Below are 26,460 nucleotides of genomic sequence, written 5' to 3' on the forward strand. Positions count from 1 at the left end.
CCATGGCGTCGGCGTGCGGTGGGCTAAAGCCCAGCCTGCCTGTCAGCCACATCCGGGCCAGCCCAGCCCTTCATGCACTGCGCTGCTTGAGCCGGAAGCACAGCCAGATCAGACCAATCCACACCGGCAATAACAGGATGGACACCCGGATTCCCGGCATATTGAGCATGATCAGGGCGATCCCGGCGACAAACAGCAGACACAGATAGTTGCCCAGGGGGTACCAGAAAGCCTTGAAGCCCGGCTCGATAGCGCGGGCGCGCATGGCCACACGGAACTTCAGATGGGTCAGGCTGATCATCGTCCAGTTGATCAGCAGGGCCGCCACAGCCAGCGACATCAACACCTCCAGGGCCTGCCCCGGCGCCAGATAGTTGATCAGCACGCAGAGCAAGGTCATCAGCGCCGAAACGCCAATTGCCAGCACCGGTACGCCACGCCGGTTGACCGTGGTAAACACCCGCGGCGCATCGCCCTGCTCGGCCAGGCCGTAAAGCATCCGGCTATTGCAGTAGACGCCGCTGTTATAAACAGATAACGCGGCGGTCAGCACCACGAAGTTCAGCAGATTGGCTGCCACATCCCGCCCGAGCAGGGAAAACACCAGCACGAAAGGACTGCCGCTGTAAGGATCGCCGGCGCTGTTGATCGACTCCAGCAGCAGGTTCCACGGATACAGCATGAGCAACACACTGAGTGCGCCGACATAGAAAATCAGGATGCGGAAGACCACCTGATTGATCGCCTGCGGAATCACCTTGCGCGGGTTTTCCGCCTCGGCCGCAGTGATCCCCACCAGCTCCAGCCCGCCAAAGGAAAACATGATGATCGCCAGCACCATAATCAGCCCTTGCAGCCCGTTGGGGAAGAAACCGCCATGGCTCCACAGATTGCTGACACCCGCCTGCGGGCCGCCGCTGCCGGTCGCCAGCAACAGCATGCCGAGGATGATCATGCCGAGAATCGTAATCACCTTGATCAGCGCAAACCAGAATTCGGTTTCGCCAAACCAGCGCGCACTGGTCAGATTGATCAGATTGATCAACACGAAAAAGCTGGCCGCAGTAACCCAGGAGGGCACCTCGGGCCACCAGAATTGCACGTATTTGCCGACTGCCGTCAGTTCTGCCATGCCCACCAGCAGGTACAGCGCCCAGTAGTTCCAGCCCGAGAGAAAGCCGGCAAACCTGCCCCAGTAATTGTGCGCAAAATGGCTGAAGGAACCGGCGACCGGCTCCTCGACGATCATTTCACCGAGCTGGCGCATGATCAGGAAAGCAATGCAGCCGGCAATCGCGTAGCCCAGAATCATCGACGGACCAGCCGATTTCAGCACACCGGCCGAACCGAGAAACAAACCGGTACCAATCGCCCCACCGAGGGCAATCAGCTGGATATGGCGGTTTTGCAGGCTGCGCTTGAGCGCACCCTCATGAAGCAACGGTTCCTGCATGGCTTTACCCCATGTCCTGTAATGGCGAGCCCATCCCTGCGCCCGGACGCCTGTAGCCTGCCCGCGCCGACGGTTCTGCGACTATCTTATACGCCAGCAGCTGCAATAGACTGATTTCCAGCAGTATCCGGAACAACCTCTCACGGGAAAAACCATGCTATTTGCTCACGTGGCACTAGCCGCCGCTGGCGCCACCCTGATTCTGGCCACAGGCTGGCTGTTCTTCGGCCGCTTGCTCCTGCGCCGCTGGCGCATCGAGCCGAACGTCGCGGCGTTGCTGCTGGGGCGGCGCATCGGTGCGGTCTACCTTGGTCTGTCGGCGATCTTCTTTCTCGCCAGCAATGCCCCCGCATCCGAACTGCGCTCGGCACTCAGCCTTGGCACAATCATCGTCTGCAGCCTGCTGGCCGTACTCGGGCTGGCCGATTTTCAGGCGCGCCGCGCCGGTCCGGCGATTCTCGTCAGCGTGCTGGTCGAAGTGCTGCTGGTAGCCGGCTTTTCCACCATCGAACTCAGCGGAGCCGCCTGATGAGCCGTCAACTGCAAGTCCTCGCCAGCGCCAGCCTGCTGCTCACGCTGAGTGCCTGTAGCGATACCACCACGCCGATCGACGACTGCGTGGCCAAAGACGGCATGCAGCCGATCTGCCAGTTCCACAACCCCGAAGACATCGTCCTGCTGGCCGATGCTCAGACCCTGCTGATCAGCCAGATGGGAAGGGACTTCCGCGAGGCGAACCGGGGTTCACTGGTCTTTTTCGATACCCGCACGCAAACCCTCACGCAGGCATTCCCGAACGACAGCAAGGCAGCGCCGGCAGAGGACAACTGGGGCGCGACTGACTGCCCCGGCAACCCGGTCCAGACACTGGCGCCCCACGGCATTGCCTTGCGCCAACGGGACGACCAGCGCTGGCAACTGGCCGTGGTCAACCACGGCGGACGGGAGAGCATCGAGATGTTCGAACTGCTCAGCGATGATCAGGGCCCGCGCCTGGATTGGCGCGGTTGCGTGGTTGCGCCTGACCGGGTCTTCGTCAACGATGTTGCCCTGCTGAAAAATGGTGGCTTCATCGCCAGCAACATGTATGACAAGCAGGCGCCGGAACTGTTCGGCATCAACAGCGCCATGCTCAAGGGCATCCTCGGCATGGATACCGGCTATGTCTTCGAGTGGCAGCCGGCCAGCGGCTTCCGTACGCTCGCGGAGAGCCACGGCGCCTATGTCAACGGTGTCGAGATCAGCCCCGACGAGCAGACGGTATTTGCCAATCTGTATTTCGGTGACGAAGTGCGCAAACTCGACCGCATCAGCGGCAAAAAACTCGGCAGCGCGGCTGTCAGTCACGCCGACAATCTGGCTTGGGACGCTCAGGGCATGCTCCTCGTTGCCGCTCACAACGGTTCGCTCAGCGAACTCTCGGCCTGTTTCGACAAGCCGGGCGCGACCTGCAGCCTGCCGTTTTCCATCATCCGTATCGATCCGCAGAGCATGCACAGCGAAGTGATCCTCGAGCATGGCGGCGCCCCCATGGGCGCGGCCACCGTAGCCCGTCAGGTGGGCGGCGATCTGTATCTGGGATCGTTCACCGGCGACCGTATCGTGCGGCTGAAGTACCCCGCACCAGCAAATCCCTAACCCGCCAGACTGTCACGCAACTGCTGCAAACCCTGCTCGACGCTGAATGGCGGTACATAACCCAGCTCGGCCCGGGCCTTGTCACCGATCAGCGTGCACTCGCGCGTCATCACCATGGCAGCATGACGGGTCAGCGGTGGCTCGCCCTTGAGCGCGAAGGTCCGCCACAGCCACTCGCTGCTTGCGCCGATGGCGGCCGCCAGCCAGCCCGGAATCGACTTGTCGCCCAGGCTCACGCCCGCCGCTGCCGCCATCGCCGTGATGATCTGGCGCAGACTGCGCTCGCCCTCATCGAGGATGAAATACGCCTCACCGGGTTTGCCCGCCGTCAGCGCCAGCTCGATGGCCTGCACCAGATTGCCGATATAGGTGGTCGAGGTCAGCGCCCTGCCCTTGTCTATCCAGGTCCAGCGGCCGGCCCTCGCCATCTGCAGAATGATCGGCAACAAGGTGGCATCGCCGGGGCCCCAGATAAACCGCGGACGCAACACCAGCGTGACAAAACCGCCGGCAGGGTCATTGGCCTCACGCACCGCCTGCTCCGCACGGGCCTTGGTCCAGCAGTACGGATACGGGCTGTCGAAAGCCAGCGGATAGCTTTCATCGACCTGCTGCAGGTCCTGCCCCCTGACCAGTGCCGCTTCGGTGCCGATATGGATAAACCGCTGCACGCCAGCCGCCCGCGCCGCCTCTAGCATCTGCCGGGTGCCGTCGACATTGGCGCGCTCCCAGGCATCTACCTCGCCCCAGGCAGCGACAAAGGCGGCAGCATGAATCACCACCGCGCAGCCTTGCAGATGCTCCGCGCTGACCGACTGCAGATCACAACGCACCGGTTCGCCACCCAATGCCCTGATTACCGCATCGCTGCTGGCCGAGCGCGACATGGCATAGACCTCATGCCCCACCCCGACCAGATGCCGGGTAGCCGCCCCGCCAACAAAACCCGAAGCGCCGGTGATAAAGATTTTCATGGGTGCCATACCTCAGCCAAAACAGGGCAGATGCTGCCGAAGGTAACACTGCACCAGACCCTTGATGCAGGTGTTTACTGTGGGCGCATTCAGGAGGGCTGCACACCACCCCGCTTGATAGTCCGGTAATGCATAGTTTTGTCGACCAATTGCCATATCAATAAAGCGGCCGAAGAAACTCCAGGTTTGGCGGGGCGACTGCAAACAGAAAAAGTTAACACCCCCGCAATTCAAATATCCAGCAACAACCTGACTATCGAGAATGCATCTGCCCGAGAGCACTTTGAGCAGCCGACGGCCGCTGCTTCAGACCTGATGCGGCCGGCCACGAATTGACAGTGTTGCGCAACACGCTACACTTGGCGACATGATCAAGTCATTCAAGCACAAGGGGCTGGAGGAGTTTTTCAACTCTGGCACTACGCGCGGCATTCAGTCTGCTCATGCGAACAAGCTGCGTATGCAACTTGCTGCGCTGAATACTGCCACGAGCATTGAAGACATGGACATCCCGGGTTATCGCCTGCATCCGTTGAAAGGCGCTCGTCAAGGCAGCTGGTCAATTACGGTCAACGGCAACTGGCGCGTCACCTTCGAGTTCATCGACGGCAACGCTTATATCGTCACCTATGAGGACTATCACTAATGGCCATGCACAATCCCCCCCACCCAGGCGAATTTATTCTGGCAACCTACATGGAGCCTTTCGGCGTCAGTTGCCGGTCGCTTGCAGAGCACCTGAACGTGGCGGCTTCAACCCTTAACCGCATTCTCAAGCAGCAAAGTGGCATTAGTCCTGAAATGGCTCTGCGGTTGTCTAAAGCGGTGGGACGCTCACCGGAAAGCTGGCTGGCAATGCAAGATGCATATGACCTCTGGGTTGCCAGAAAGACGCTCAAGCTAGCTGGTGTGCAGCGACTTAATCTAGACGCGGCATAACAATACTCTGCCGGATCGACAGCAAAGCTCGAACGTTATGCATACTCAGGACAAATATGCACCCGATCTTAATATCCATTTCATTACTGGTTTGCAGCAATGTCTTTATGACCTTTGCCTGGTACGCACACCTTAAAGAACTGAATAACAAGCCATGGATTATTGCCGCTCTGGTCAGCTGGGGCATTGCATTGTTTGAATACCTGTTCCAGGTTCCGGCCAACCGGATTGGCTTTAGCGTATTGTCGGTCGGCCAGTTAAAAATAATCCAGGAAGTCATTACGTTGACGGTGTTTGTCCCGTTTTCTGTCATGTATCTGAAAGAGCCGCTTAAACTGGATTATTTATGGGCAGGCATCTGCCTGGTTGGCGCGGTTTATTTTATGTTCAGGAGCAAGTTTGCTTAGCCAGCCGCCAGCGCACAGTTGAAGATTTTTCGCCCTTTCCTGTGCGCCCATGGTCCGCTGTGTTTGCGGGTTCTCATCCGGAAATAAAAAGCTATTTCTGATCCTTTTCACAAACCGGTTAATCACCCAGACACCACCCCATGCTGATCAAAACCACGGAGTTATCTGCGCCAAAAATATCCTGCACAACATGCCAGGCCTGCTGTTGTCGCCTTGAAGTCATGCTGATTTCGGAAACCGGCGTGCCGGCCAAATACATCAAGACGGATAAATGGGGCGGCGAGGTCATGGACCGTCTGGCGGACGGCTGGTGCGCCGCCCTGGATCGTGAGACTTTGCGTTGCACTATCTATGCGGTTCGCCCGCTGATTTGCCGGGAATTTGCAGTGGGCTCGCATGAATGCATTACCGAGCGCAAAGAAATGCAATGAATAAAACCATGCCTGGCCCCCGGCACCTTGAAGGCTCTGCGTAATCAGCAGAGCGCTGCAAGGCAGCAGCTTCCTGATCAGGCCGATAATCGCGACACCGAATACCCGGAGTTCATATGCAGCAGATTCTGGTTTATTCCGACTCCCTGTCCTGGGGCATTATTCCCGCAACCCGCCAGCGTTTGCCCTTCGACCAGCGCTGGCCCGGCGTCTTCGAGGCATCCCTGTGTGCTTCAACCTGCAAGGTTCGTGTCATTGAAGACTGCCTGAATGGTCGCCGGACGGTCTGGGAAGACCCCTACAAGCCGGGCAGAAACGGCCTGACAGGACTGGCCCAGCAGGTGGAAGCGCAATCCCCGCTGGCCCTGGTCGTACTCATGCTTGGTACCAACGATTTTCAATCCATGCACCAGCACAATGCCTGGCACTCCGCACAGGGCATCGCGGCGCTGGTGGCCGCTATTCGTGGCGCCCCGATAGAGCCGGGCATGCCCTCCCCGCCTGTTTTGATTGTTGCACCACCGGTTATCGGCGAGCCAAAGGGACCCATCGCGCCAAAGTTTGCCGGTGCCGATTCAAAGTGTGCCGGACTGGCAGTCGCTTACGAAGAAGTCAGCCTGGCTCTGGACTGTCACTTCTTCGATGCAAATACAGTCATTACGGCAAGCACCGTGGATGGCGTGCATCTGGATGCTGAACAGCACCTGGTGCTGGGGGAGGCATTAGCCAGAATTGCTGCGCCGATTATTTCCTCCCGCGGGCTTTAGCCAACGCCTGGCCTTACTTGCCGCGCAAGCCCGCAGCCATCCAGAACCGGCGCAAGCAGCCATGCTTCAACCACAAGGAGAAACTCATGACTGGCGAAACCGATCTGGACAAATTGCTGGCAGCGATTTCGCCTGCGCTGTTGCCGGATGAATACGTGTTCTGCACGGTGCAGGGTGAGTACGGCGACTTTCAGCAACTGGCACCGCTGGCCTGTTTTCGTGAAGCCGAAGGCCTGACACTGGTCATCAGCAAAGCCGCCGCGCTGGCCGGCAACCTGCCGTTCGAGTCGGTATTCAAGGCGATCACCCTGACGGTTCACTCAAGCCTCGATGCCGTTGGCCTGACGGCTGCAGTGGCAACCAAGCTGGCCGCGAAAGGCATCAGCGCCAATGTGATCGCTGCCTATTATCACGATCATATTTTCGTTCAGGCAGAAAAGGCCAATGCCGCTATCCAAGCCCTGGATGAGTTTCGCCGCTAACGCCTGCAGCAACGGGGCAAGTACTTGCGGCTAGCGCACAGGAGTGGATCGATCAGGTAGCATCACCTCTTGCAAGCGCAATTTCCATGCGCAAGCGTTCACGCCAATGCTTTGCTACAGGAGCAGCCATGGTCAGGTTTGATGACTTCATACAGGCATTCACGCAGCTGATTGAGCAGCCTGACTGCGACGAGCCGCGCCTTTTCTCGCAGGGCAAGCAGCTCCTGTCCGAACTGGTCAGCCAGGATGACTGGCTGCCTGCAGAGTTCACCAGGGCCAGCGCGCAGCGCTATCAGCAGTACCTGCTGCATTGCGATCCGCAACAACGCTTCAGCGTGGTCAGTTTTGTCTGGGGGCCGGGACAGGTCAGCCCGATTCACGACCACACCGTCTGGGGCATGATCGGCGTACTGCGCGGCGCCGAGATCTGCGAGGAATTCGAGCGTGATCCGGCAAGCGGCCGGTTAAGCGCCAGCGGCAGACACCGCTTGCTTCCAGGCGACATCGACCTGGTTTCGCCGCGCGTCGGCGATATCCACCGGGTATCCAACGCCCTGAGCGACCTCCCGACGGTCAGCATCCATATTTATGGTGCCGATATCGGCAACCTCGAACGGCATGTCTATGCCGCTGACACGGGTGCCATACAGCCGTTTGTCTCGGGCTACTCGAACCCCGGGGATAGCTGATGCCCAGCCTGAAAGCACACTTTAACCTGTTGCTGATGAGTTTCTTCACCTGGCTGGCGTTTTTGCTGATCGGCCTGCCCGACTACTATCAGAGCTGGCCGTTCGGCGCAAAAGTCGGCATCTGCCTCCTCGTGACCGTGCTGTACTTCCCGCTGGGTGCCTTCATCCTGGGCAAGTTCAGCAACCCGCAACACCTGTTGAATGCATGTTTTCTGGCGCTGTATCTAACCCTGCCCTTGTTCATTTACGACTATGTCTACATCGTTTTGATCGGCGGTGACGACCTGACTTTCGTGTTTCGTTACTGGTATCTGAGCCTGTTCTATGTCTCCTTCTGGATTCAGTTCCCGCTGATTGGCTGGGCCATGCACAGAGCAGCTGACAAGGCGATCACCGATGCCCGGCCTGACCAGCCTGCTGGCTGATGTACGCGCCTGCAATCTCTGCGCCGGGCAGCTGCCATTGGGCCCACGGCCGGTGCTACAGGCGGCTGCGTCGGCACGTATCCTGATTGCCGGCCAGGCGCCGGGGCGCAAGGTGCATGAAACCGGCATTCCGTTCAACGACGCCAGCGGCGAGCGCTTGCGCAGCTGGCTGGGCATTTCCCGCGAGCAGTTCTACGACGCCAGCAAAGTTGCCATTGTGCCGATGGGCTTCTGCTATCCGGGCACGGGCAAATCCGGCGACCTGCCACCACGACCCGAATGCGCAACAGCCTGGCGCCGCGCGTTAATGGCGCAGCTGGGCAATATCGAGCTGACACTGGTGATTGGCCAATACGCACAGGCGTATCACCTGCCGGGGGCGGGCACGTCAGTCACTGACATCGTCAGCGCCTGGCGCCGGCACTGGCCACATACGGTACCCCTGCCGCATCCCAGCCCGCGCAACAACCTGTGGCTCAGGCGCAATCCCTGGTTCGAGGAAGAACTGCTTCCAGCCCTGCGTAAACGGGTGGCCGAGGTACTTGCCGGCTAATCGACAACGCCTGGGCAATCCAAATAAAAACGGGAGCCACTGGCTCCCGTTCTGTTTACCTACCCGGCGCTTAGCGCGGGAAAGCCGGCGGGTTGACCCCGGCCATATCTTCCATGACCCGCACTACCTGGCAGCTGTAGCCGAACTCATTGTCGTACCAGACGTAGAGCACGACGCGGTTGTCATTGCAGATGGTGGCTTCGGCATCGACCACGCCGGCATGCCGCGAGCCGACGAAGTCGGTGGAAACCACTTCCAGCGAACAAACGTAGTCGATCTGCTTCTGCAGCTCGGAGTGCATGGCCATCTGCCGCAGGTACTCGTTGACCTCCTCGCGGGTGGTGGCCTTCTCCAGATTGAGGTTGAGAATGGCCATCGACACGTTCGGCGTCGGCACACGAATGGCGTTGCCGGTCAGCTTGCCTTTCAGCACCGGCAGCGCCTTGGCTGCAGCGGTGGCAGCACCGGTCTCGGTGATCACCATGTTCAGCGGTGCCGAACGGCCACGACGATCGCCCTTGTGGAAGTTGTCGATCAGGTTCTGGTCGTTGGTGTACGAGTGCACGGTTTCCACGTGGCCGTTAACGATGCCGAAGCGGTCATTGATCGCCTTGAGCACCGGCACGATGGCGTTGGTTGTGCAGGAAGCGGCGGAGATGATCTTGTCATCTGCAGTGATATCGCCATGGTTGATGCCATGCACGATGTTTTTCATGTCGCCCTTGCCCGGGGCAGTCAGCACCACGCGGTCGATGCCCGGACGCGCCAGATGCTGGCCCAGACCTTCGGCATCACGCCATTTGCCGGTGTTGTCGACCAGCAAGGCGTTCTCGATACCGTACTGGGTGTAATCGACCGTCGCCGGATCGTTGGAGTAGATGACCTGAATCAGGTTGCCATTGGCCGTGATGGTGTTGTTGGCTTCGTCGATGGTGATGGTGCCGTCGAATGGGCCATGTACCGAGTCGCGGCGCAACAGGCTGGCGCGCTTGACCAGATCCTTGTCGGCACCCTTGCGTACGACGATGGCACGCAGGCGCAAACCTTCACCGCCACCGGTTTTCTGTACCAGAATGCGCGCCAGCAGGCGGCCAATCCGGCCAAAGCCATAGAGCACGACGTCGGTGCCCTTGTGCCCGTTGCTGCTGCGCTGACCAATCACCGGTGCCAGCTCTTCGCGGACGAACTGGTCGATCGTGCGGCCGTTGCCTTCCAGCTTGAATTTGACCGCCAGCTTGCCCAGATCGACAGATGCGGCGCCCAGATCCAGTTCGGTGATGGCCTTGAGTACCGGATAAGTCTCGTGCACACCCAGCTCGGTCACGCCAACCAGACGATGACGGGCAAAGCGGTGCGCCTTGAGAATGCCGATAACCGAACGATTGATCAGGCCGCGACCATAGATCGAGGTGACGACCTGATTGTTGCGGTAGAGCTGGCCAATCATCGGAATCATCGATTCTGCAACAGATTCGCGGTCGATCCACTCACGAAGACACTGGTCTGACTTCTGATTCACGGGACAGTTCCTTCCACAGGTAGGGGTTGAAAAAAGGGGCTACATTATGCCGTCACCGCCGCCGGCCGGCAATCTACCAAGGTCGCACAGCCGACGGATTTTCCGTATTCAGAGTGTTATTACTGCCTGATAAATGACTGCTGTGGCGTTCAACGCTCGCCTGATGCCGCCCCGCCTCGTTACAATTGCCGGCCTGATTGCAGATCCAGTCCTTTCCCAGCGAGCCTTGCCGCCTGTGTCCGTATTGCGCCTTCCGAAACTTCCCGCCGCCAGCGGCAAACAGCACTGGGGCAACCTGCCCGGTGCGGCCCTCAGCCTGGCGATAGCCGAAGCGGCCAGTAGCAGCAGCGCGCGCTTCACCCTGCTGCTGACGGCCGATAGCCAGAGTGCCGAGCGTCTGCAGGAAGAACTCGGGTTTTTTGCACCGGAGCTGGCGGTGTTGCACTTTCCGGACTGGGAAACCCTGCCCTACGACATTTTCTCGCCGCATCAGGACATCATCTCCCAGCGCATTGCCGCACTCTACCGCCTGCCCGAACTGCAGCACGGCGTGCTGGTGGTGCCTATCACCACTGCCCTGCACCGTCTGGCACCGACCAGCTTTCTGCTCGGGTCCAGCCTGGTGCTGGATGCCGGGCAGAAACTCAACGTCGATGGCATGCGCATGCGTCTGGAAGCTGCCGGCTACCGTTGTGTCGACACGGTGTATGAGCATGGCGAATTTGCCGTGCGCGGCGCGCTGGTCGACCTGTTCCCGATGGGTAGCGAGCAACCGTACCGCATTGATCTGTTCGACGATGAAATCGAGACCCTGCGCACCTTCGACCCGGAAACCCAGCGCTCGATCGACAAGGTCGAGTCGATCCGCCTGTTGCCGGCCCGCGAGTTCCCGCTGGACAAGAAGTCGGTAACGGATTTCCGCGGGCGCTTCCGCGAGCGCTTTGACGTGGATTTTCGCCGTTGCCCGATCTATCAGGACCTGTCCACCGGCATCACCCCGGCCGGCATCGAGTACTACCTGCCACTGTTCTTCGAGGAATCCGCCACGCTGTTCGATTACCTGCCGCAGGACACCCAGGTGTTCTCCCTGCCCGGTATCGAACAGGCGGCAGAGCACTTCTGGAAAGACGTGCGCAACCGCTACGAAGACCGTCGGGTGGACCCGGAACGCCCGCTGTTGCCGCCTGCCGACCTGTTTCTGCCGGTGGAAGACTGCTTTGCCCGGCTGAAAAACTGGCCGCGAGTGGTGGTCAGCCAGGAAGACATCGAAACTGGCGTCGGCCGCGAGCGTTTCGCGGCGCAGCCACTGCCCGATCTGGCCATCCAGTCCAAGGCCGGCGAACCGCTGGCTGCCTTGCGCCGCTTCATCGAAAGCTATCCCGGGCGCATCCTGTTCTGCGCCGAATCCGCCGGCCGCCGTGAAGTGCTGCTGGAGTTGCTCGCCCGGCTCAAGCTGAAGCCGCTGGAGGTCGCCGGCTGGACTGACTTTACGGTTGGCAAGGAACGCCTGGGCATCACCATCGCGCCGCTGGACGATGGCCTGTTGCTCGATGACATCGCGCTGATCGCCGAAAGCCCGCTGTTCGGCCAGCGCGTGATGCAACGCCGCCGCCGCGAGAAGTCGCGCGATGGCGGCGAAAACGTGATCAAGAATCTCACCGAACTGCGCGAAGGCTCGCCAGTGGTGCATATCGACCACGGAGTAGGCCGCTATCTGGGCCTGGTAACCATGGAGTTCGACGGTCAGGCCGCCGAGTTCCTCGCCCTGCAATACGCCGAGGAAGCCAAGCTCTACGTGCCGGTAGCCAGCCTGCACCTGATTGCCCGCTACACCGGCAGCGACGATGCCCTGGCACCGCTGCACCGGCTCGGATCGGAAACCTGGCAGAAGGCCAAGCGCAAGGCCGCCGAGCAGGTACGCGATGTCGCCGCCGAATTGCTCGACATCTACGCCCGCCGCGCCGCCCGCGAAGGTTATGCGTTCCAGGACCCGACGGTGGACTACGCGACTTTCTGCGCCGGTTTCCCCTTCGAGGAAACCCCGGACCAGCAGGTTGCCATCGATGCAGTACGCGACGACATGCTCTCGCCCAGACCGATGGACCGCCTGATCTGCGGTGACGTGGGCTTCGGCAAGACCGAAGTAGCCATGCGTGCGGCCTTCATTGCCGTGCATGGCGGCCGTCAGGTGGCGGTGCTGGTGCCGACCACCCTGCTCGCCCAGCAGCACTACAACAGCTTCCGCGACCGCTTTGCCGACTGGCCGGTAAAGGTCGAGGTGATGAGCCGCTTCAAATCGGCCAAAGAAGTCAGCGAGGCCGTGCAGTTGCTCGCCGAAGGCAAGATCGACATCGTCATTGGCACCCACAAACTGCTGCAGGATGACGTGAAATTCGCCAACCTCGGGCTGGCCATCATCGACGAGGAGCACCGTTTCGGCGTGCGCCAGAAGGAGCAGATGAAGGCCCTGCGCAGCGAGGTGGATATCCTCACGCTGACCGCCACGCCGATCCCGCGCACGCTGAACATGGCCGTGTCGGGCATGCGCGACCTGTCGATCATCGCCACCCCGCCAGCCCGCCGGCTGTCGGTGCGCACCTTCGTCATGGAGCAGAACAAACCGACCATCAAGGAAGCCCTGCTGCGCGAATTGCTGCGTGGCGGCCAGGTGTATTACCTGCACAACGATGTGAAAACCATCGAGAAGTGCGCCGCCGATCTGGCCGAACTGGTGCCCGAGGCACGTATCGGCATCGGCCACGGGCAGATGCGCGAGCGTGATCTGGAACAGGTGATGAGCGATTTCTACCACAAGCGCTTCAACGTGCTGATCGCCTCGACCATTATCGAAACCGGCATCGACGTGCCCAGCGCCAACACCATCATCATCGAGCGCGCCGACAAGTTCGGCCTGGCCCAGCTGCACCAGTTGCGCGGGCGTGTCGGCCGTAGCCACCACCAGGCTTATGCCTACCTGCTGACGCCGCCACGCAAGCAGCTGACCGACGATGCGCAGAAGCGCCTGGAGGCCATCAGCAATGCCCAGGATCTCGGTGCCGGCTTCGTGCTGGCGACCCATGACCTGGAGATCCGCGGCGCCGGCGAGCTGCTCGGCGACGGCCAGAGCGGACAGATCCAGGCCGTCGGCTTTACTCTCTACATGGAAATGCTCGAGCGCGCGGTGAAAGCCATCCGCAAGGGCGAGCAGCCCAACCTCGACCAGCCATTGGGTGGCGGCCCGGAAATCAGCCTGCGTCTGCCGGCGCTGATTCCGGATGATTACCTGCCGGATGTACATGCACGGCTGATCCTCTACAAGCGCATCGCCAATGCCGCGGATGCAGACGGACTGAAGGAATTGCAGGTGGAAATGATTGATCGTTTCGGCCTGCTACCGGAACCGGTCAAGAACCTGATTCGCATTACCCTGCTCAAACTGCAGGCAGAACAGCTCGGCATCCTCAAGATCGACGCCGGCCCGCAGGGTGGACGCATCGAATTTGCCGCCAATACCTGTGTCGACCCGCTGACCCTGATCAAACTGATCCAGAGCCAACCCAAACGCTACAAGTTCGAAGGCGCTACGCTGTTCAAATTTTCCGTGCCGATGGAGCGCCCGGAAGAACGTTTCAATACACTGGAGGCGCTGCTCGAGCGCCTGACTCCCCAATCTGCCTGAAGGAATGACCCATGCGACTGCTCCGCACCCTGCCCCTGCTGCTTGCCTTGTTTGCACCATTGGCCATGGCCGGCCCCTATCAGGTCGAAGTCCTGTTTTTCCGCCAGGCCGGCGAAGTGATTCCAGCCAGCCAGCTGGCACCGGAAGACTGGGCAATGGGAAGCCAGCCGGTAACCGCCGAAAGCCAGCGCAGCACCGCCCTTAACGATGCCGCTGCCAAGTTGATTCCGGCCAATGGCTACAAGGTTCTGCTGCACCAGGCCTGGGCCCAGGAACTGGGCCCGGCCCCGGTAAAGGTCGCCCTGACTGCCGGTAACCAGATGTTCGGTCACTACCCGATCGAAGGTGTGCTGACCCTCAGCGAGAACCCATCGATTGATCTCGAGGCAAATTTGTGGATCAACCAGATTGATGCCGAGGGTGTGCTCACCGGCAGTGAGCAGCTCAAACAGTCAACCCGCCTGCTACCGGGCAAACTGACCTACATCGACCACGGCAGCCTCGGCCTGCTGGTTCGCGTCAGCCCGCAGTAGTAGCCGTAAGTTGTTGTGGGCCGATTTTATAGGGTTTATAGGGCGGGCTTCAGCCCACCAGAACCCGCTGGCGAATCCCGGGTGGGCTGAAGCCCGCCCTATGATCGGCCTGCCAGTACACGGCCCAGCACCTTGCGTGCGGTTGTCATGCCGTGGTGCATGACTACTTCCATATCTGCCAGGCTGATTGGCCCGGCCGCCTTCCCCGCGGCCGGGTTGACCACCAGGGCCAGGCAGGCATAGGGCAAGCCCAATTCCCGCGCCAGCGCTGCCTCGGGCATACCGGTCATGCCGACAATGTCACAGCCATCGCGTTCAAGCCGGAGGATTTCCGCAGCGGTCTCCAGCCGTGGCCCCTGGGTGCAGGCGTAAACTCCGGCGGCGCTGAAGTCGCAGCCTTCGGCCTGTAGCGCTTGCAGCAGTTCGGCACGCAGATCGGCAGCATAGGGCTCGGTAAAATCGATATGGGTGACCTGCTGCAGATCGCCCTCGAAGTACGTCTGTACGCGCCCCCAGCTGTAGTCGATCAACTGATCCGGAACACAGAAATGCCCGGTGCCCATGGTGGCGCTGATGCCGCCCACCGCATTCACCGCGATCACTGCCTCGGCGCCAGCCTGCTGCAATGCCCAGAGATTGGCGCGGTAGTTGATCTGGTGCGGCGGGATCCGGTGCGGCCGGCCATGCCGGGCGAGAAACAACACTTCGCGACCGGCGTAACGGCCGCGCACTATGGCTGCCGAAGGCACCCCATAGGGTGTGGTGCTACAACTGACCTCCTGGCTCTGCTGCAGTCCGTCCAGCTCGCTCAGCCCGCTACCGCCAATGATCGCCAGGGTTTTCATCGTTCAATCCTCATTCAACCAGCCCGGCCCGGCGCAACGCGCCGAGTGCGGCCTGCCAGCGCGGCTGCTGACGGTATTCGCAACCCGGGAAGGCACGCCGGCGCATGGCCTGCAGGCCCTGTGGCGGGGCGACTTTCAGTTGCTGCAAGCGACCCAGTGCCAGCTCTGCGGCAGCGCGGTCGTTACACACCAGGCCCATGTCACAACCGGCACGCAACGCCGCCTCGATACGCTCGGCGGCATCCCCGGCTACATGGGCGCCCGCCATCGACAGATCATCACTGAAGATCACTCCCCGGTAGCCCAATTCGCCACGCAGGATGTCCTGCAACCAGCGGCGGGAAAAGCCTGCCGGCTGACTATCCACCTGCGGATAAATGACATGCGCCGGCATCACCCCGGCCAGCTGGGGGATCAGGCTGACAAAGGGCAGCAGGTCGCTGGCGCGAATCTGCGCGAGGCTGCGCTCGTCGGTCGGAATCGCCACATGCGAGTCGGCCTCGGCCCAGCCGTGACCGGGGAAGTGCTTGCCGGTTGCCGCCATGCCGGCAGCATTCAGGCCCTTGATAAAGGCACCGGCGAGCACGGCGGCACGCTGCGGATCACTTTCGAAGGCCCGCGTACCGACCACCGCGCTGCGCTGGTGATCCAGATCGAGCACCGGGGCAAAACTGATATCCAGGCCTACCGCGAGCACCTCGGTGGCCAGTAGCCAGCCGCAGTGTTCTGCCAGCTGCTGCGCGTCGGGATGTTCGGCAAGGCTGCGCATTGCCGGCAGGCGTACAAAGCCCTGACGCAAGCGCTGCACCCGCCCGCCCTCCTGATCGACCGCCAGCAACAGATCCGGGCGGATCGCGCGAATGGACTCGCTGAGCTCGCGCACCTGACGCGGGTGCTCGATGTTGCGGGCAAAGATAATCAGGCCGGCCACTTCCGGCTGGCGAAGAATCTGCCGGTCTTCGGCACCCAGCCAGGTGCCCTGCACATCCAGCATCAGCGAGCCACACAAGCTCTCGGTCATAACAATCAATCCTTAATTCAGTTCGGCCGCAGCCCACTGCGGGCAGGCCGCCTCGGCAATCTGCACGGCACAATGGAGGGGTACGCGCGGGTAGAGCTGCAGGATGTCGGTATTGCGCAGGCGCACGCAACCATGGGAGCGCGGCACGCCCATCGGTTCACAATCGGGCGTGCCATGCAGATAGATATAGCGCTGCTGGCTGTCAACCTCACCACCCTGATTCAGCGCGGGCTCACAGCCGGCCAACCAGAGAATGCGGGTGAGAATCCAGTCACGCCCGGGGCATTCTTCGTGCAATTGCGGCGTCCAGACTTCTCCGGTCCATTTACGCCCCTTGAGCACCGCGCCACACGGCAAGTCAGCGCCAATCTTCTGTTCAACCCGGTGCAAGCCGCGCGGCGTACAAAAGGAGCCTTGCTGCTCCCCGGCGCCTTTCAGCGCCGTGGAAACCGGCAGGCGCAGCTTCAGTTGCCCGGCGGAAAATCCGTACAGGCACTGGTCAGCAAGGGATATGTGCAGCAAGTCGAGGTCGTGCATGGCCGCTAGCTTAGCGGATCAGACAACCTCAGCGCACCTGTCAGGACTTGGCAGCAGCCAACTGGGGCTTGTTACGGGGTCTGAGTGTAGCCGCGATCTGTGCCTTATCCGTCAAACCGCTTTCTGCACGCATGCCGGCGGCCAGAAACGGCACCATCAGACGCATTACCTGCTCAACCGGGGTATTCACTCCGAAATCGGTTTCCGCCATCGCCCGCAAGGCCTTGATGCCGGACATACTGAAAGCGGCCGCCCCCAGCATGAAGTGCACCCGCCAGAACAGCTCAAGCGGTGGTATATGCGGAGCCGCTTCGTTGACCAGCAGCATGTAACGACGAAAGACCTTGCCGTAGACCTCTTCCAGATACTTGCGCAAGTGCCCCTGGCTCTGGCTGAAAGCCAGACCGAGCAGACGCATGAACACTGACAGGTCGTCACCGATGCGTGGCTTGATCGCCAGCGCGTGCTCGACCAGCAGTTCGAGAAGCTCCTCCAGCGAGGCCTTGTACTCGGAATTGGCCTGGCGGCGATCCAGTTCACGCTCAAGGCTCTGGCTGTATGGTCCGAGGAAGCGGGAAAAGACTGCCTGAATCAGCGCTTTCTTCGAGCCAAAGTGATAATTGACTGCCGCAAGATTTACTTCTGCACGACTGGTAATCAGCCGCAAAGATGTTTCAGCAAAGCCCTTCTCGGCAAACAGTTGCTCTGCAGCATCCAGAATCCGCTCGACAGTTTCCGACTGGGCCATGATTTATTCACCTGACAAACAATCGTTTGAAACATACGTTTCACAACGAAGCCTTGTCAAGCAAACACGACATGGTGATGGGCGGAGGATTCAAAATATCCCAGCCATCGGCCTGAATCAACGGCCAGCAAGCACCAATACTGCCTCGGGGCAGGTTTGCAGCCGGCGCCCAAGAATACGCGCAATCGCCGGGCGAGCAGCGGTTAAAAGACATTGCCAGCAGCAGATCACTGTATATAATCACAGCAACTGTATAAACAAACAGAGAACATCATGCTCAAGCTGACTCCGCGCCAAGCTGAAATTCTGGATTTCATCAAACGCTGCCTGGAAGATAACGGCTACCCGCCCACACGCGCGGAAATTGCCCAGCAACTGGGCTTCAAATCGCCCAATGCCGCCGAGGAGCATCTCAAGGCATTGGCCCGCAAAGGTGCCATCGAGATGACCCCCGGTGCGTCACGCGGTATCCGCATCCCCGGCTTTGAAACTGTCGACGAAGAACCGGGCCTGCCAGTCATTGGCCGGGTCGCCGCCGGCGCACCCATTCTGGCCGAACAAAACGTCGAAGAGTCCTGCAAGATCAACCCTAATTTCTTTCATCCCAAAGCCGACTACCTGTTGCGCGTGCGCGGCATGAGCATGAAGGACATCGGCATCCTGGATGGCGACCTGCTGGCGGTGCATAGCTGCCGCGAGGCACGCGATGGCCAGATCGTGGTGGCACGCATAGACGATGAGGTCACGGTCAAACGCTTCAAGCGCGATGGCAACAAGGTCTGGCTGATCGCAGAAAACCCCGAGTTCGCGCCGATCGAGGTCAACCTGCAGGATCAGGAACTGGTGATCGAAGGTTTGAGTGTCGGCGTTATTCGCCGCTAGCACTTTCCGCACTTGGGGCAGGCAATGCTGAATACGCAATCGAGCGAGCGCGCACAGCTCTCCTTGTTTCACGGCGCCGCCAGCAAGCCGCAGGCAATACCTTTGCCCGGCGAACCAGCAGGCAGTGCCTGGGCCGGGCCTGTGGAATGCTTCAGCGAACTGGCTTTATGTGGCTCGAAGGAAAATTGCCTGCTACTGCTGGCACCTGTTCTGCGCGAATTGAGCCAGCAGGCAGGCGATCGCTGGCTGACCCTGATTGATGCACCGGCCTGGCTCACCCGCAGCTGGCTGCGCAACGCCGGGCTCAAGCGCGACGTCATCCTGCTGTTGAAAACCCGCAGTGCGGCTACTGCAGTCGAACTGGCCTGCGAGGCATTGCAACGGGGCCGCAGCCATACGGTAATCAGCTGGCTACAGGCACTGGACGCACATTCACGGCAAATGCTGACGTTGATGGCGCTGCAGGGACAAAGCCAGAGTCTGAATATTCGACTGGGCTGAAATAACCCGGACGGGCAGCCGGAATGTCGAGCTCGCCAAGCCGCTCAGTGCAGGACGCGCGTACCCTCTTCATTCAGCAAGCCACCTTCAGCTAGGCGCCCGGCCATCTGCACACCGACATTCAGCATCGCCTTGGCGACCTCGACTTGCTGACCCTGCAAAAACGCACGGGCGTCGGCTGAAAACTCCAGGGTAACCAGAGACTCCTGATCATCGCCACGACGCAAAACAATGCGCCCGTCAGGCAGCTCGACTATTTCAAGAAACGCTGTTGGCATGAATGCAACCCCTGATGAAAGCCGCCTAGTGTACCAGCCGTACCTGCCACGACCCTAACCCGTCCATCCTGCAGCTTCACCACTCGACCAGTGTTTCGCGAAAACGCATGGCCAGATTCTTCAGCGACTGCCGCCAGCTCTCGATCTGTTCGAGGCCGAGTTCCGGCTCGTCCTGCTCCAGACTGACGGCCTCGATCAGCGCCAGCCGCGGATCAACCTTGGCCACTTTCAGCTCCTGCGGTGGCTGATACAGCGCCTGATAGCTGAGCAATAGCTGCGCCAGCCAACTGTCCGGTCGTTTCGCCAGTTCGATCAACTCGGAAAGCTCCGGGCTCGGTGCCGCCGCCAGCACCTGCGGGTCAAGCAGTTGCTCAGCCTGACGCACATCCGGGCCAGCCAACCGGTAGTAACCGGCAATCTCATGGCACAGACCCAGCAAGGCGCCATACAGATGGAAGATCGCCGCCTCGCGCTCAGCCTTGATAATCCCCAGCGCATTGGCAGGCCGGGCCGCTTCGGCCTTGCGGCAGGCCTCCAGCGCGAGTCCGGCAAAATAGATTTTCTGGTTGGTACGGGTATAACGCTCATTCGCCATGAGACAGTTCTCCTCGAGCGCCTGACAGCCAGTGTTGCTGCCAGGCACCACGGCAGCCGCAAGGCGGTGTGCCGGAATCAATCGCAACGTGCCGGCACAAGGCTAAAACGCCTGTAGCCAGTGCCTGCTTGCTCAGCGCTTGTCTTCTACCTGCCACTTGCTGCCATCGTAGAAAGCACGCCAGCCGCTGGGCTTGCCGTCGATCTCCGACTGCACGTATTGCTCCTTGGTCTTGCGACTGAAGCGAATCACCGCTGGACGGCCATCCGGGTCCTTCTGTGGTGCTTTCAGCAGGAACTGGTACTTGGGGTCCAGTTCATCCTTGTGCGGCAGCAGTTCCAGCACCAGCGGTGCTCTGGTCTCGCGGTTTTTCGGAAACTGGCTGGCAGCCAGAAACAACCCAGAGGCGCCATCGCGCAGCACATAGGTATCCTTGACCTTCTCGCACTGCAACTCCGGCATCTTGATCGGATCACATTTGGGTGGCGCGGCCTCGCCACTTTTCAGCAGCTTGCGGGTGTTCTTGCACTCGGCATTGGTACAGCCAAAGAACTTGCCGAAACGACCGGTCTTGAGCTGCATCTCGCTACCGCACTTGTCACACTCGAGTCGTGGCCCTTCGTAACCCTTGATGCGGAACTGGCCCAGTTCGACTTCATAACCCGGGCAGTCCGGGTTGTTGCCGCACACATGCAGTTTGCGTGTTTCATCCAGCAGATAGGCATCCATCGCCGTGTCACAGATCTTGCAGCGATGCTTGCCGAGCAACACCAGTGATTCCGACTCGCCCTCGTCATCGGCGGCAATCTCGTCACCCGGCACCAGGTTCAGCGTGGACTTGCAACGCTCCTTGGGTGGCAAGGCATAACCGGAGCAGCCGAGAAACACCCCTGTCGAAGCCGTACGGATCATCATCGGCCGGCCACACTCGCGGCAGGCTATGTCGGTCGGGGTCGGTTCGTTGGAGCGCATACCGCCATCAGCGGCACCCGCCAGATCGAGCCGCTTCTTGAAGGTGCCGTAAAACTCGTCGAGCAGGTTCTTCCATTCGCGCTGGCCTTTGGCCACGTCATCCAGACGCTCTTCCATGCCGGCCGTGAAGCCGTAGTCCATCAGGTTGGGGAAGCTTTCGCCAAGACGCTCGGTAACGATGTCACCCATTTTCTCCGCGTAAAACCGGCGGTTATGCACTGTCACATAGCCACGATCCTGAATGGTCGAAATGATGGCGGCATAGGTGGACGGGCGGCCAATGCCACGCTTTTCCAGTTCCTTGACCAGACTGGCCTCGGAGTAGCGCGCCAGTGGCTTGGTAAAATGCTGGCTGGGGTCAAGCTTGAGCAGCTTGAGGGTTTCACCTTCCTGCATGTCCGGCAGCACGGCGTCTTCACCCTGCTTGCTCAGCTGTGGCAGAGCCCGGGTATAGCCATCAAATTTGAGAATACGGCCCTTGGCCCGCAGCTCGAAGCTGTCCGCCTTGACCGCCACCGTGGTCGACAGGTATTCGGCAGGAGGCATCTGGCAGGCGACAAACTGCCGCCAGATCAATTCGTACAAGCGCTCGGCATCACGCTCCATACCCGACAGCTGGGTCGGACGCAGATTGACGTCAGAGGGACGGATCGCCTCGTGCGCCTCCTGGGCGCCTTCCTTGCTCGAGTACAGCACCGGATTGGCCGGCAGATACTGCTTGCCGTACTCGCTGCCGATAAAACCACGCACCATCTCGATGGAGTCTGCCGACAGATTGGTCGAATCGGTACGCATGTAGGTGATGTAACCGGCCTCGTACAGACGCTGGGCCATCATCATGGTCTTCTTCACACCAAAGCCGAGACGCGTGCTGGCAGCCTGTTGCAGTGTGGAGGTAATAAAAGGTGCCGAAGGCTTGCTGCTGGTCGGTTTGTCTTCACGCTTGAACAGCTGGTAGCTGCTGGCCTTGAGCTTTTCCAGCGCAGCCTTTGCGGCAGCTTCATTCAGCGGTTTGAACGCCTGACCATTCTCGCGAGCCACCTCGAAACGCACACTGGCGCCCTTGGCCGTGCCCAGGTCCGCATGCACTTCCCAGTATTCTTCAGGGACAAAGGCGCGTATTTCCTTTTCCCGTTCCACCACCAGCTTGGCCGCTACCGACTGCACACGACCGGCAGACAGGCCACGGGCGATCTTCTGCCAGAGCAACGGGGAAACCATGTAACCGACGACCCGGTCAAGAAAGCGCCGGGCCTGCTGTGCGTTTACCCGATCAATATCCAGGGTTCCCGGCGTGGCGAATGCTTCCTGAATGGCTTTTTTGGTGATTTCGTTGAACACCACCCGTTTGTAGCGCGCTTCATCACCACCGATGGCCTCGCGCAGGTGCCAGGCGATCGCCTCCCCCTCGCGGTCCAAGTCGGTTGCGAGGTAGATGGTGTCGGCATCCTTGGCCAGACGGCGCAATTCCTCGATGACTTTTTCCTTGCCGGGAAGGATTTCGTACCTGGCTTTCCAGCCGTTCTCCGGATCCACACCCATGCGGGCAATCAGCTGGCGTTTGGCCTTTTCCTTGGGCGAAATCGCCGGCGCTTCTGCCGCTGCGGCCTTGCCGCGCTTTACCGGCGTCTTTTCAGCACTGACCGAACCACTGGTTGGCAAGTCACGGATGTGTCCAATGCTCGACTTCACCACAAACTGGTTGCCCAGGTATTTGTTGATGGTCTTGGCTTTGGCCGGGGATTCCACGATGACCAGCGATTTACCCATGGAGAGGAATATTCCTGAATTCGATAAAAAAGGCGGGAGCCGCAGCATGCGGCACCGCTATATATAGTGCCCTGACAAGCAAGGTCAAGCTTGCAAGACCGGCCTGCACCGGACTCAAAGACCTTTGGAAGGCTCTATCTCGGGAGTTTCCAGCGAGAAACGGGAGATTTGCTCACCGTCCACATTGACTGTCTCGGTGAACATGCTCAAGGGACGAACCCAAAGCCCGCGCTCACCATAAAGCGCTTGATAAACCACCAGTTGCTCTTCGGTTTCGGAGTGTCTGGCAGTACCCAGCACCCGGTATTGCTGACCTTTGTAATGCCGGTAGATGCCAGGCTGCAGAGTCATCTGAAGGTCCATTTTCACTGAGTTCCGAAAAAACAAAAGCCGGGGCACCAGGCCCCGGCTCGTGCGTGCCAAAGCGCTTAAACGCGCTCGAACACCGTGCTGATGCCCTGGCCGAGACCAATGCACATGGTCGACACCCCGAGGGTGCCGCCATTCTGCTTCATCACGTTCAGCAGGGTGCCGGAGATCCGCGCACCGGAGCAGCCAAACGGGTGACCCAGCGCAATTGCACCACCATGCAGGTTGACCTTCTGCTCCATCACATCAAGCAGTTTGAGGTCTTTCAGCACTGGCAGCGCCTGGGCAGCAAAGGCTTCGTTAAGTTCAACGAAGTCGATGTCGGCCATGCTCAGACCGGCGCGCTGCAGGGCTTTCTTGGTCGATGGCACCGGGCCATAACCCATGATTGCCGGGTCAACGCCCGCCAGCGCCATGGCACGTACCACGGCCATCGGCTGGATGCCGAGGTCCTGGGCACGCTGGGCCGACATCACGATCATGCACGAGGCACCATCGGTGATTTGCGAAGAAGTACCGGCAGTCACGGTGCCGCCCTTCGGATTGAACGCCGGCTTCAGCGCCGCCAGACTTTCCAGGGTGGTTTCCGGACGGATGGTTTCATCGTAGTCGAAGACCTTCAGAAAGCCATTCTCGTCGTAGCCTTCCATCGGGATGATTTCATCCTTGAACTTGCCTTCGACGGTGGCCTTGTGGGCCAGACGGTGCGAACGCTCACCGAAGGCATCCTGCTGCTCGCGGCTGATGCCATGCATCTTGCCGAGCATTTCCGCGGTCAGGCCCATCATGCCCGACGCTTTGGCCGCATACAGGGACAGGTGCGGGTTCGGATCAACGCCGTGCATCATGCTGACGTGGCCCATGTGCTCCACACCACCAACCACGAACACGTCGCCGTTACCGGTCTGGATCGCCTGCACGGCTGTGTGCAAGGCGCTCATGGAGGAACCACACAGGCGGCTGACCGTCTGTGCCGCACTGGTGTGCGGGATCGGTGTCATCAGCGAGGCCATACGGGCAATGTTCCAGCCCTGCTCCAGGGTCTGGTTGACACAACCCCAGATGACGTCTTCCACTTCAGCAGGATCAACCTTGCTGTTGCGCGCCAGGAGGCCGCTGATCAGTTGCGCCGACATGGTCTCGGCACGGGTATTACGGTGCATGCCGCCTTTGGAACGACCCATCGGGGTACGACCAAAGTCAACAATCACTGCATCTCTCGGATTCAGGCTCATAAATTCACTCTCGCTCTAAACCGTTCGTGATTAACCGAAGAACTTCTGGCCGTTTTTAGCCATAGTCCGCAGTTTTTCGGTTGGGTGGTACAGCGCGCCCAGTTCGGCATATTTGTCGGCCAGAGCTACGAACTCGGCCACGCCAACGGTGTCGATGTAACGCAGGGCACCACCACGGAACGGCGGGAAGCCGATACCGAGAATCAGGCCCATATCCGCTTCGGCAGCGGTTTCGACAATGCCGTCTTCCAGGCAACGTACCGTTTCCATGCACAGCGGGATCATCATGTAATTGATGATGTCTTCATCTGTGACTTCACGGGCCTCGCCCAGAATCGGCGCGAGCACTTCGTGTACGGACGGATCAACTACCTTCTTCGGCTTGCCACGCTTGTCCATCTCGTAAGCGTAGAAACCCTTGCCGTTCTTCTGACCCAGACGGTTGGCTTCGTACAGCGCATCAATCGCGGTACGCCGCTCATCCTTCATGCGATCCGGGAAGCCTTCAGCCATCACGTCACGACCATGGTGGCCCGTGTCGATACCGACCACGTCCATCAGGTACGCCGGGCCCATCGGCCAGCCGAACTTTTCCATGACCTTGTCGATACGCACGAAGTCCACACCGGCACCGACCAGCGCGGCAAAGCCGCCGAAGTACGGGAACAGGATACGGTTGACCAGGAAGCCCGGGCAGTCATTCACCACGATCGGCGTCTTGCCCATTTTGGTCGCGTAGGCAACAGTGGTCGCAACGGCTTCTTCGCTGGATTTCTCGCCACGAATAACCTCTACCAGCGGCATCATGTGCACCGGGTTGAAGAAGTGCATGCCGACGAAGTTTTCCGGACGCTTGAGCGCCTTGGCCAGCAGGCTGATGGAGATGGTCGAGGTGTTGGATGCCAGAATCGCATCTTCCTTGACCTGTGCTTCCACTTCCGCCAGCACGATCTGCTTGACCTTGGGGTTCTCGACCACGGCTTCAACGACGATATCGACATTGCCGAAATCACCGTAGGACATGGTCGGACGGATACCGGTCAGTGCCTTGGCCATTTTCTCGGGGGTCAGACGACCCTTGCTGACCTGGTTGACCAGCAGCTTGGACGCCTCGTCCAGGCCCATCTGGATGCCTTCCTCGCGGATATCCTTCATCAGGATCGGCGTGCCTTTGGAGGCGGACTGGTAGGCAATGCCACCACCCATGATGCCGGCGCCGAGTACGGCAGACAGCTTCACGTCCTTGGCAATCTTGCTGAAGCCCTTGGCTTTCTTTTTCAGCTCCTGATCATTCAGGAACAGCCCGATCAGGCACTGCGCAACAGTGGTCTTGGCCAGCTTGACGAAACCTGCGGCTTCGATTTCCAGACCCTTGTCACGGCCCTGGCCCGCAGCCTTCTGGATGGTCTTGATGGCTTCCACCGGCGCCGGATAGTTCGGGCCAGCTTGCCCTGCAACGAAACCCTTGGCGGTTTCGAAGCACATCATCTGCTCCATCTGGTTGAGCTTGATCTTTTCCAGCTTCGGCTGACGCTTGGCCTTGAAATCCAGCTCGCCGGAGATCGCACGCTGGACCAGTTCCAGCGCTGCAGCCTGCAGCTGCTCAGCCTTGACCACAGCATCCACGGCGCCGGTTTTCAGGGCATCTGCCGGACGCTGTTCCTTGCCCGAGGCGATCCACTCAATGGCATTGTCGCAACCGATCACACGCGGCAGGCGATAAGTGCCGCCAAAGCCCGGGTAGATACCCAGCTTGACTTCCGGCAGGCCAACCTTGGCCGCTTCGCTCATGACCCGGTAATCACCCGCCAGGCACATCTCAAAACCACCGCCCAGGGCGATGCCATTGATGGCAATCACGGTTGGTACGGCAAGATCTTCAAAGTCGCTGAAAATCCGGTTGGCTTCGAGATTGCCGGCGATCAACTCATCGTCAGGCATCTTGAAGTTATCGACGAACTCAGTGATATCGGCACCGACGATGAACACGTCCTTGCCACTGGTCACAATCACGCCCTTGACCGAAGCGTCTGCCTTGATGGCATCAACTGCCTGGCGGAGTTCGTTGAGCGTAAGACGGTTGAACTTATTGACGGATTCACCCTTGAGATCGAACTTCAGTTCGACTACACCGCCCTCAAGAGCATTAACCGTGATGGCTTTACCTTCGTAAATCATCAACTGATCTCCACGGTTTGGGATGCTGAACAATACACAT

28 protein-coding genes are annotated in these 26,460 nt (G+C 60.0%); 15 read left to right on the top strand and 13 right to left on the bottom strand.

Annotation, left to right across the window (positions count from 1 at the left end; all coding sequences use genetic code 11):
* Window positions 1–70: 70 nt before the first annotated feature.
* Entirely contained in the window at window positions 71–1,453 is a 1,383-nt protein-coding gene (locus tag BLT89_RS11055) for an amino acid permease (RefSeq protein WP_090195092.1), read from the bottom strand.
* Between the two features lie 154 nt (window positions 1,454–1,607).
* Here BLT89_RS11055 and BLT89_RS11060 point away from each other — a divergent pair, with 154 nt between their 5' ends.
* Entirely contained in the window at window positions 1,608–1,982 is a 375-nt protein-coding gene (locus tag BLT89_RS11060; RefSeq protein ID WP_090195095.1) for a hypothetical protein, read from the top strand.
* Window positions 1,982–3,091, top strand: coding sequence for an SMP-30/gluconolactonase/LRE family protein (locus BLT89_RS11065; protein ID WP_090195098.1), 1,110 nt, complete (start codon window positions 1,982–1,984; stop codon window positions 3,089–3,091). Before BLT89_RS11060 ends, BLT89_RS11065 begins: the two co-directional genes overlap by 1 nt.
* On the opposite strand, the gene BLT89_RS11070 is transcribed toward BLT89_RS11065, so the two are convergent.
* On the bottom strand, window positions 3,088–4,065 hold the full coding sequence (locus BLT89_RS11070) for an NAD-dependent epimerase/dehydratase family protein (RefSeq protein WP_090195101.1): 978 nt from the start codon (window positions 4,063–4,065) through the stop codon (window positions 3,088–3,090). The two genes, BLT89_RS11065 and BLT89_RS11070, sit on opposite strands and share 4 nt — an antisense overlap.
* Window positions 4,066–4,432: 367 nt before the next feature.
* On the opposite strand from BLT89_RS11070, the gene BLT89_RS11075 reads away from it, so the two are divergent.
* The 9 genes from BLT89_RS11075 to BLT89_RS11115 all read left to right on the top strand — a co-directional run bounded on the left by BLT89_RS11075 (window position 4,433) and on the right by BLT89_RS11115 (window position 8,758).
* A complete protein-coding gene (locus BLT89_RS11075) occupies window positions 4,433–4,711 on the top strand; it encodes a type II toxin-antitoxin system RelE/ParE family toxin (protein ID WP_090195107.1) in 279 nt (92 codons plus the stop codon).
* The gene (locus BLT89_RS11080) at window positions 4,711–5,004 is read left to right on the top strand and encodes a HigA family addiction module antitoxin (RefSeq protein WP_090195110.1); all 294 of its coding nucleotides are present in this window, start codon (window positions 4,711–4,713) and stop codon (window positions 5,002–5,004) included. Before BLT89_RS11075 ends, BLT89_RS11080 begins: the two co-directional genes overlap by 1 nt.
* Before the next feature lie 56 nt (window positions 5,005–5,060).
* Window positions 5,061–5,411, top strand: a complete 351-nt coding sequence (locus BLT89_RS11085; protein WP_090195112.1) for a DMT family protein — start codon at window positions 5,061–5,063, stop codon at window positions 5,409–5,411.
* A gap of 140 nt (window positions 5,412–5,551) precedes the next feature.
* Window positions 5,552–5,842 (top strand): YkgJ family cysteine cluster protein, encoded by a 291-nt coding sequence (locus BLT89_RS11090; protein WP_090195115.1) that lies wholly within the window; start codon window positions 5,552–5,554, stop codon window positions 5,840–5,842.
* 116 nt (window positions 5,843–5,958) lie between these two features.
* On the top strand, window positions 5,959–6,609 hold the full coding sequence (locus BLT89_RS11095; RefSeq protein ID WP_090195120.1) for an SGNH/GDSL hydrolase family protein: 651 nt from the start codon (window positions 5,959–5,961) through the stop codon (window positions 6,607–6,609).
* An 86-nt stretch (window positions 6,610–6,695) separates the two neighbouring features.
* Entirely contained in the window at window positions 6,696–7,091 is a 396-nt protein-coding gene (locus BLT89_RS11100) for an ACT domain-containing protein (RefSeq protein WP_090195124.1), read from the top strand.
* A 128-nt stretch (window positions 7,092–7,219) separates the two neighbouring features.
* Entirely contained in the window at window positions 7,220–7,780 is a 561-nt protein-coding gene (locus BLT89_RS11105) for a cysteine dioxygenase family protein (RefSeq protein ID WP_231975014.1), read from the top strand.
* Window positions 7,780–8,205, top strand: a complete 426-nt coding sequence (locus BLT89_RS11110) for a hypothetical protein (protein ID WP_090195129.1) — start codon at window positions 7,780–7,782, stop codon at window positions 8,203–8,205. The genes BLT89_RS11105 and BLT89_RS11110 overlap by 1 nt, the downstream gene beginning before the upstream one ends.
* Window positions 8,177–8,758, top strand: coding sequence for a uracil-DNA glycosylase family protein (locus BLT89_RS11115; protein WP_090195132.1), 582 nt, complete (start codon window positions 8,177–8,179; stop codon window positions 8,756–8,758). Before BLT89_RS11110 ends, BLT89_RS11115 begins: the two co-directional genes overlap by 29 nt.
* A gap of 70 nt (window positions 8,759–8,828) precedes the next feature.
* Here BLT89_RS11115 and BLT89_RS11120 read toward each other — a convergent pair whose 3' ends face one another.
* Window positions 8,829–10,277 carry a glyceraldehyde-3-phosphate dehydrogenase gene (locus tag BLT89_RS11120; RefSeq protein WP_090195135.1) on the bottom strand — a complete coding sequence of 483 codons (1,449 nt, stop codon included), beginning with the start codon at window positions 10,275–10,277 and terminating at the stop codon, window positions 8,829–8,831.
* Between the two features lie 235 nt (window positions 10,278–10,512).
* Between BLT89_RS11120 and mfd the strand changes: the two genes are divergently transcribed.
* Both mfd and BLT89_RS11130 read left to right on the top strand, forming a co-directional pair.
* Window positions 10,513–13,956 (top strand): transcription-repair coupling factor, encoded by a 3,444-nt coding sequence (gene mfd / locus BLT89_RS11125; protein WP_090198951.1) that lies wholly within the window; start codon window positions 10,513–10,515, stop codon window positions 13,954–13,956.
* A gap of 11 nt (window positions 13,957–13,967) precedes the next feature.
* The gene (locus BLT89_RS11130) at window positions 13,968–14,489 is read left to right on the top strand and encodes a CsiV family protein (protein ID WP_090195138.1); all 522 of its coding nucleotides are present in this window, start codon (window positions 13,968–13,970) and stop codon (window positions 14,487–14,489) included.
* Between the two features lie 98 nt (window positions 14,490–14,587).
* Here BLT89_RS11130 and BLT89_RS11135 read toward each other — a convergent pair whose 3' ends face one another.
* The 4 genes from BLT89_RS11135 to BLT89_RS11150 are packed head-to-tail and all read right to left on the bottom strand — an operon-like array spanning window position 14,588 to window position 17,640.
* Window positions 14,588–15,334 (bottom strand): S-methyl-5'-thioinosine phosphorylase, encoded by a 747-nt coding sequence (locus BLT89_RS11135; protein ID WP_090195140.1) that lies wholly within the window; start codon window positions 15,332–15,334, stop codon window positions 14,588–14,590.
* Between the two features lie 10 nt (window positions 15,335–15,344).
* Complete coding sequence (nagZ, locus tag BLT89_RS11140) at window positions 15,345–16,343, bottom strand: beta-N-acetylhexosaminidase (RefSeq protein WP_172829169.1); 999 nt, start codon at window positions 16,341–16,343, stop codon at window positions 15,345–15,347.
* A gap of 24 nt (window positions 16,344–16,367) precedes the next feature.
* Window positions 16,368–16,892 (bottom strand): L,D-transpeptidase, encoded by a 525-nt coding sequence (locus BLT89_RS11145; protein ID WP_090195146.1) that lies wholly within the window; start codon window positions 16,890–16,892, stop codon window positions 16,368–16,370.
* Window positions 16,893–16,932: 40 nt separating this feature from the next.
* Window positions 16,933–17,640, bottom strand: a complete 708-nt coding sequence (locus BLT89_RS11150; RefSeq protein WP_090195149.1) for a TetR/AcrR family transcriptional regulator — start codon at window positions 17,638–17,640, stop codon at window positions 16,933–16,935.
* A 273-nt stretch (window positions 17,641–17,913) separates the two neighbouring features.
* Between BLT89_RS11150 and lexA the strand changes: the two genes are divergently transcribed.
* The gene (gene lexA / locus BLT89_RS11155; RefSeq protein WP_090195152.1) at window positions 17,914–18,522 is read left to right on the top strand and encodes a transcriptional repressor LexA; all 609 of its coding nucleotides are present in this window, start codon (window positions 17,914–17,916) and stop codon (window positions 18,520–18,522) included.
* Window positions 18,523–18,546: 24 nt separating this feature from the next.
* Entirely contained in the window at window positions 18,547–19,023 is a 477-nt protein-coding gene (sulA, locus tag BLT89_RS11160; RefSeq protein WP_090195155.1) for an SOS-induced cell division inhibitor SulA, read from the top strand.
* Between the two features lie 44 nt (window positions 19,024–19,067).
* Here the strand turns inward: sulA and BLT89_RS11165 are convergent, their stop codons facing one another.
* The 6 genes from BLT89_RS11165 to fadB form a co-directional block, all read right to left on the bottom strand.
* Entirely contained in the window at window positions 19,068–19,301 is a 234-nt protein-coding gene (locus BLT89_RS11165; protein ID WP_090195157.1) for a hypothetical protein, read from the bottom strand.
* A 76-nt stretch (window positions 19,302–19,377) separates the two neighbouring features.
* The gene (locus BLT89_RS11170) at window positions 19,378–19,896 is read right to left on the bottom strand and encodes a DUF6586 family protein (protein ID WP_090195162.1); all 519 of its coding nucleotides are present in this window, start codon (window positions 19,894–19,896) and stop codon (window positions 19,378–19,380) included.
* 132 nt (window positions 19,897–20,028) lie between these two features.
* Window positions 20,029–22,638 carry a type I DNA topoisomerase gene (topA, locus tag BLT89_RS11175; RefSeq protein WP_090195165.1) on the bottom strand — a complete coding sequence of 870 codons (2,610 nt, stop codon included), beginning with the start codon at window positions 22,636–22,638 and terminating at the stop codon, window positions 20,029–20,031.
* 114 nt (window positions 22,639–22,752) lie between these two features.
* Window positions 22,753–22,989, bottom strand: a complete 237-nt coding sequence (locus BLT89_RS11180; RefSeq protein ID WP_172829130.1) for a DUF1653 domain-containing protein — start codon at window positions 22,987–22,989, stop codon at window positions 22,753–22,755.
* A 77-nt stretch (window positions 22,990–23,066) separates the two neighbouring features.
* Window positions 23,067–24,242, bottom strand: a complete 1,176-nt coding sequence (gene fadA / locus BLT89_RS11185) for an acetyl-CoA C-acyltransferase FadA (protein WP_090195168.1) — start codon at window positions 24,240–24,242, stop codon at window positions 23,067–23,069.
* Between the two features lie 30 nt (window positions 24,243–24,272).
* Window positions 24,273–26,420, bottom strand: a complete 2,148-nt coding sequence (gene fadB, locus BLT89_RS11190; RefSeq protein ID WP_090195171.1) for a fatty acid oxidation complex subunit alpha FadB — start codon at window positions 26,418–26,420, stop codon at window positions 24,273–24,275.
* Window positions 26,421–26,460: the final 40 nt, after the last annotated feature.

This window comes from Pseudomonas pohangensis (genome assembly GCF_900105995.1).
Taxonomy (GTDB): domain Bacteria; phylum Pseudomonadota; class Gammaproteobacteria; order Pseudomonadales; family Pseudomonadaceae; genus Aquipseudomonas; species Aquipseudomonas pohangensis.

Excerpts from the sequence above, each read along its gene's own strand:
- BLT89_RS11085 (WP_090195112.1), top strand. The coding sequence starts at position 5,061 with ATGCACCCGATCTTAATATCCATTTCATTACTGGTTTGCAGCAATGTC.
- BLT89_RS11060 (WP_090195095.1), top strand. The coding sequence starts at position 1,608 with ATGCTATTTGCTCACGTGGCACTAGCCGCCGCTGGCGCCACCCTGATT.
- BLT89_RS11135 (WP_090195140.1), bottom strand. The coding sequence starts at position 15,334 with ATGAAAACCCTGGCGATCATTGGCGGTAGCGGGCTGAGCGAGCTGGAC.
- BLT89_RS11180 (WP_172829130.1), bottom strand. The coding sequence starts at position 22,989 with ATGACTCTGCAGCCTGGCATCTACCGGCATTACAAAGGTCAGCAATAC.
- BLT89_RS11095 (WP_090195120.1), top strand. The coding sequence starts at position 5,959 with ATGCAGCAGATTCTGGTTTATTCCGACTCCCTGTCCTGGGGCATTATT.
- BLT89_RS11070 (WP_090195101.1), bottom strand. The coding sequence starts at position 4,065 with ATGAAAATCTTTATCACCGGCGCTTCGGGTTTTGTTGGCGGGGCGGCT.
- BLT89_RS11165 (WP_090195157.1), bottom strand. The coding sequence starts at position 19,301 with ATGCCAACAGCGTTTCTTGAAATAGTCGAGCTGCCTGACGGGCGCATT.
- BLT89_RS11115 (WP_090195132.1), top strand. The coding sequence starts at position 8,177 with ATGCCCGGCCTGACCAGCCTGCTGGCTGATGTACGCGCCTGCAATCTC.
- sulA (WP_090195155.1), top strand. The coding sequence starts at position 18,547 with ATGCTGAATACGCAATCGAGCGAGCGCGCACAGCTCTCCTTGTTTCAC.
- BLT89_RS11150 (WP_090195149.1), bottom strand. The coding sequence starts at position 17,640 with ATGGCCCAGTCGGAAACTGTCGAGCGGATTCTGGATGCTGCAGAGCAA.
- BLT89_RS11090 (WP_090195115.1), top strand. The coding sequence starts at position 5,552 with ATGCTGATCAAAACCACGGAGTTATCTGCGCCAAAAATATCCTGCACA.
- BLT89_RS11075 (WP_090195107.1), top strand. The coding sequence starts at position 4,433 with ATGATCAAGTCATTCAAGCACAAGGGGCTGGAGGAGTTTTTCAACTCT.
- BLT89_RS11080 (WP_090195110.1), top strand. The coding sequence starts at position 4,711 with ATGGCCATGCACAATCCCCCCCACCCAGGCGAATTTATTCTGGCAACC.
- BLT89_RS11145 (WP_090195146.1), bottom strand. The coding sequence starts at position 16,892 with ATGCACGACCTCGACTTGCTGCACATATCCCTTGCTGACCAGTGCCTG.
- lexA (WP_090195152.1), top strand. The coding sequence starts at position 17,914 with ATGCTCAAGCTGACTCCGCGCCAAGCTGAAATTCTGGATTTCATCAAA.
- BLT89_RS11100 (WP_090195124.1), top strand. The coding sequence starts at position 6,696 with ATGACTGGCGAAACCGATCTGGACAAATTGCTGGCAGCGATTTCGCCT.
- BLT89_RS11170 (WP_090195162.1), bottom strand. The coding sequence starts at position 19,896 with ATGGCGAATGAGCGTTATACCCGTACCAACCAGAAAATCTATTTTGCC.
- BLT89_RS11105 (WP_231975014.1), top strand. The coding sequence starts at position 7,220 with ATGGTCAGGTTTGATGACTTCATACAGGCATTCACGCAGCTGATTGAG.
- BLT89_RS11130 (WP_090195138.1), top strand. The coding sequence starts at position 13,968 with ATGCGACTGCTCCGCACCCTGCCCCTGCTGCTTGCCTTGTTTGCACCA.
- BLT89_RS11065 (WP_090195098.1), top strand. The coding sequence starts at position 1,982 with ATGAGCCGTCAACTGCAAGTCCTCGCCAGCGCCAGCCTGCTGCTCACG.
- fadA (WP_090195168.1), bottom strand. The coding sequence starts at position 24,242 with ATGAGCCTGAATCCGAGAGATGCAGTGATTGTTGACTTTGGTCGTACC.
- BLT89_RS11110 (WP_090195129.1), top strand. The coding sequence starts at position 7,780 with ATGCCCAGCCTGAAAGCACACTTTAACCTGTTGCTGATGAGTTTCTTC.
- topA (WP_090195165.1), bottom strand. The coding sequence starts at position 22,638 with ATGGGTAAATCGCTGGTCATCGTGGAATCCCCGGCCAAAGCCAAGACC.
- fadB (WP_090195171.1), bottom strand. The coding sequence starts at position 26,420 with ATGATTTACGAAGGTAAAGCCATCACGGTTAATGCTCTTGAGGGCGGT.
- BLT89_RS11055 (WP_090195092.1), bottom strand. The coding sequence starts at position 1,453 with ATGCAGGAACCGTTGCTTCATGAGGGTGCGCTCAAGCGCAGCCTGCAA.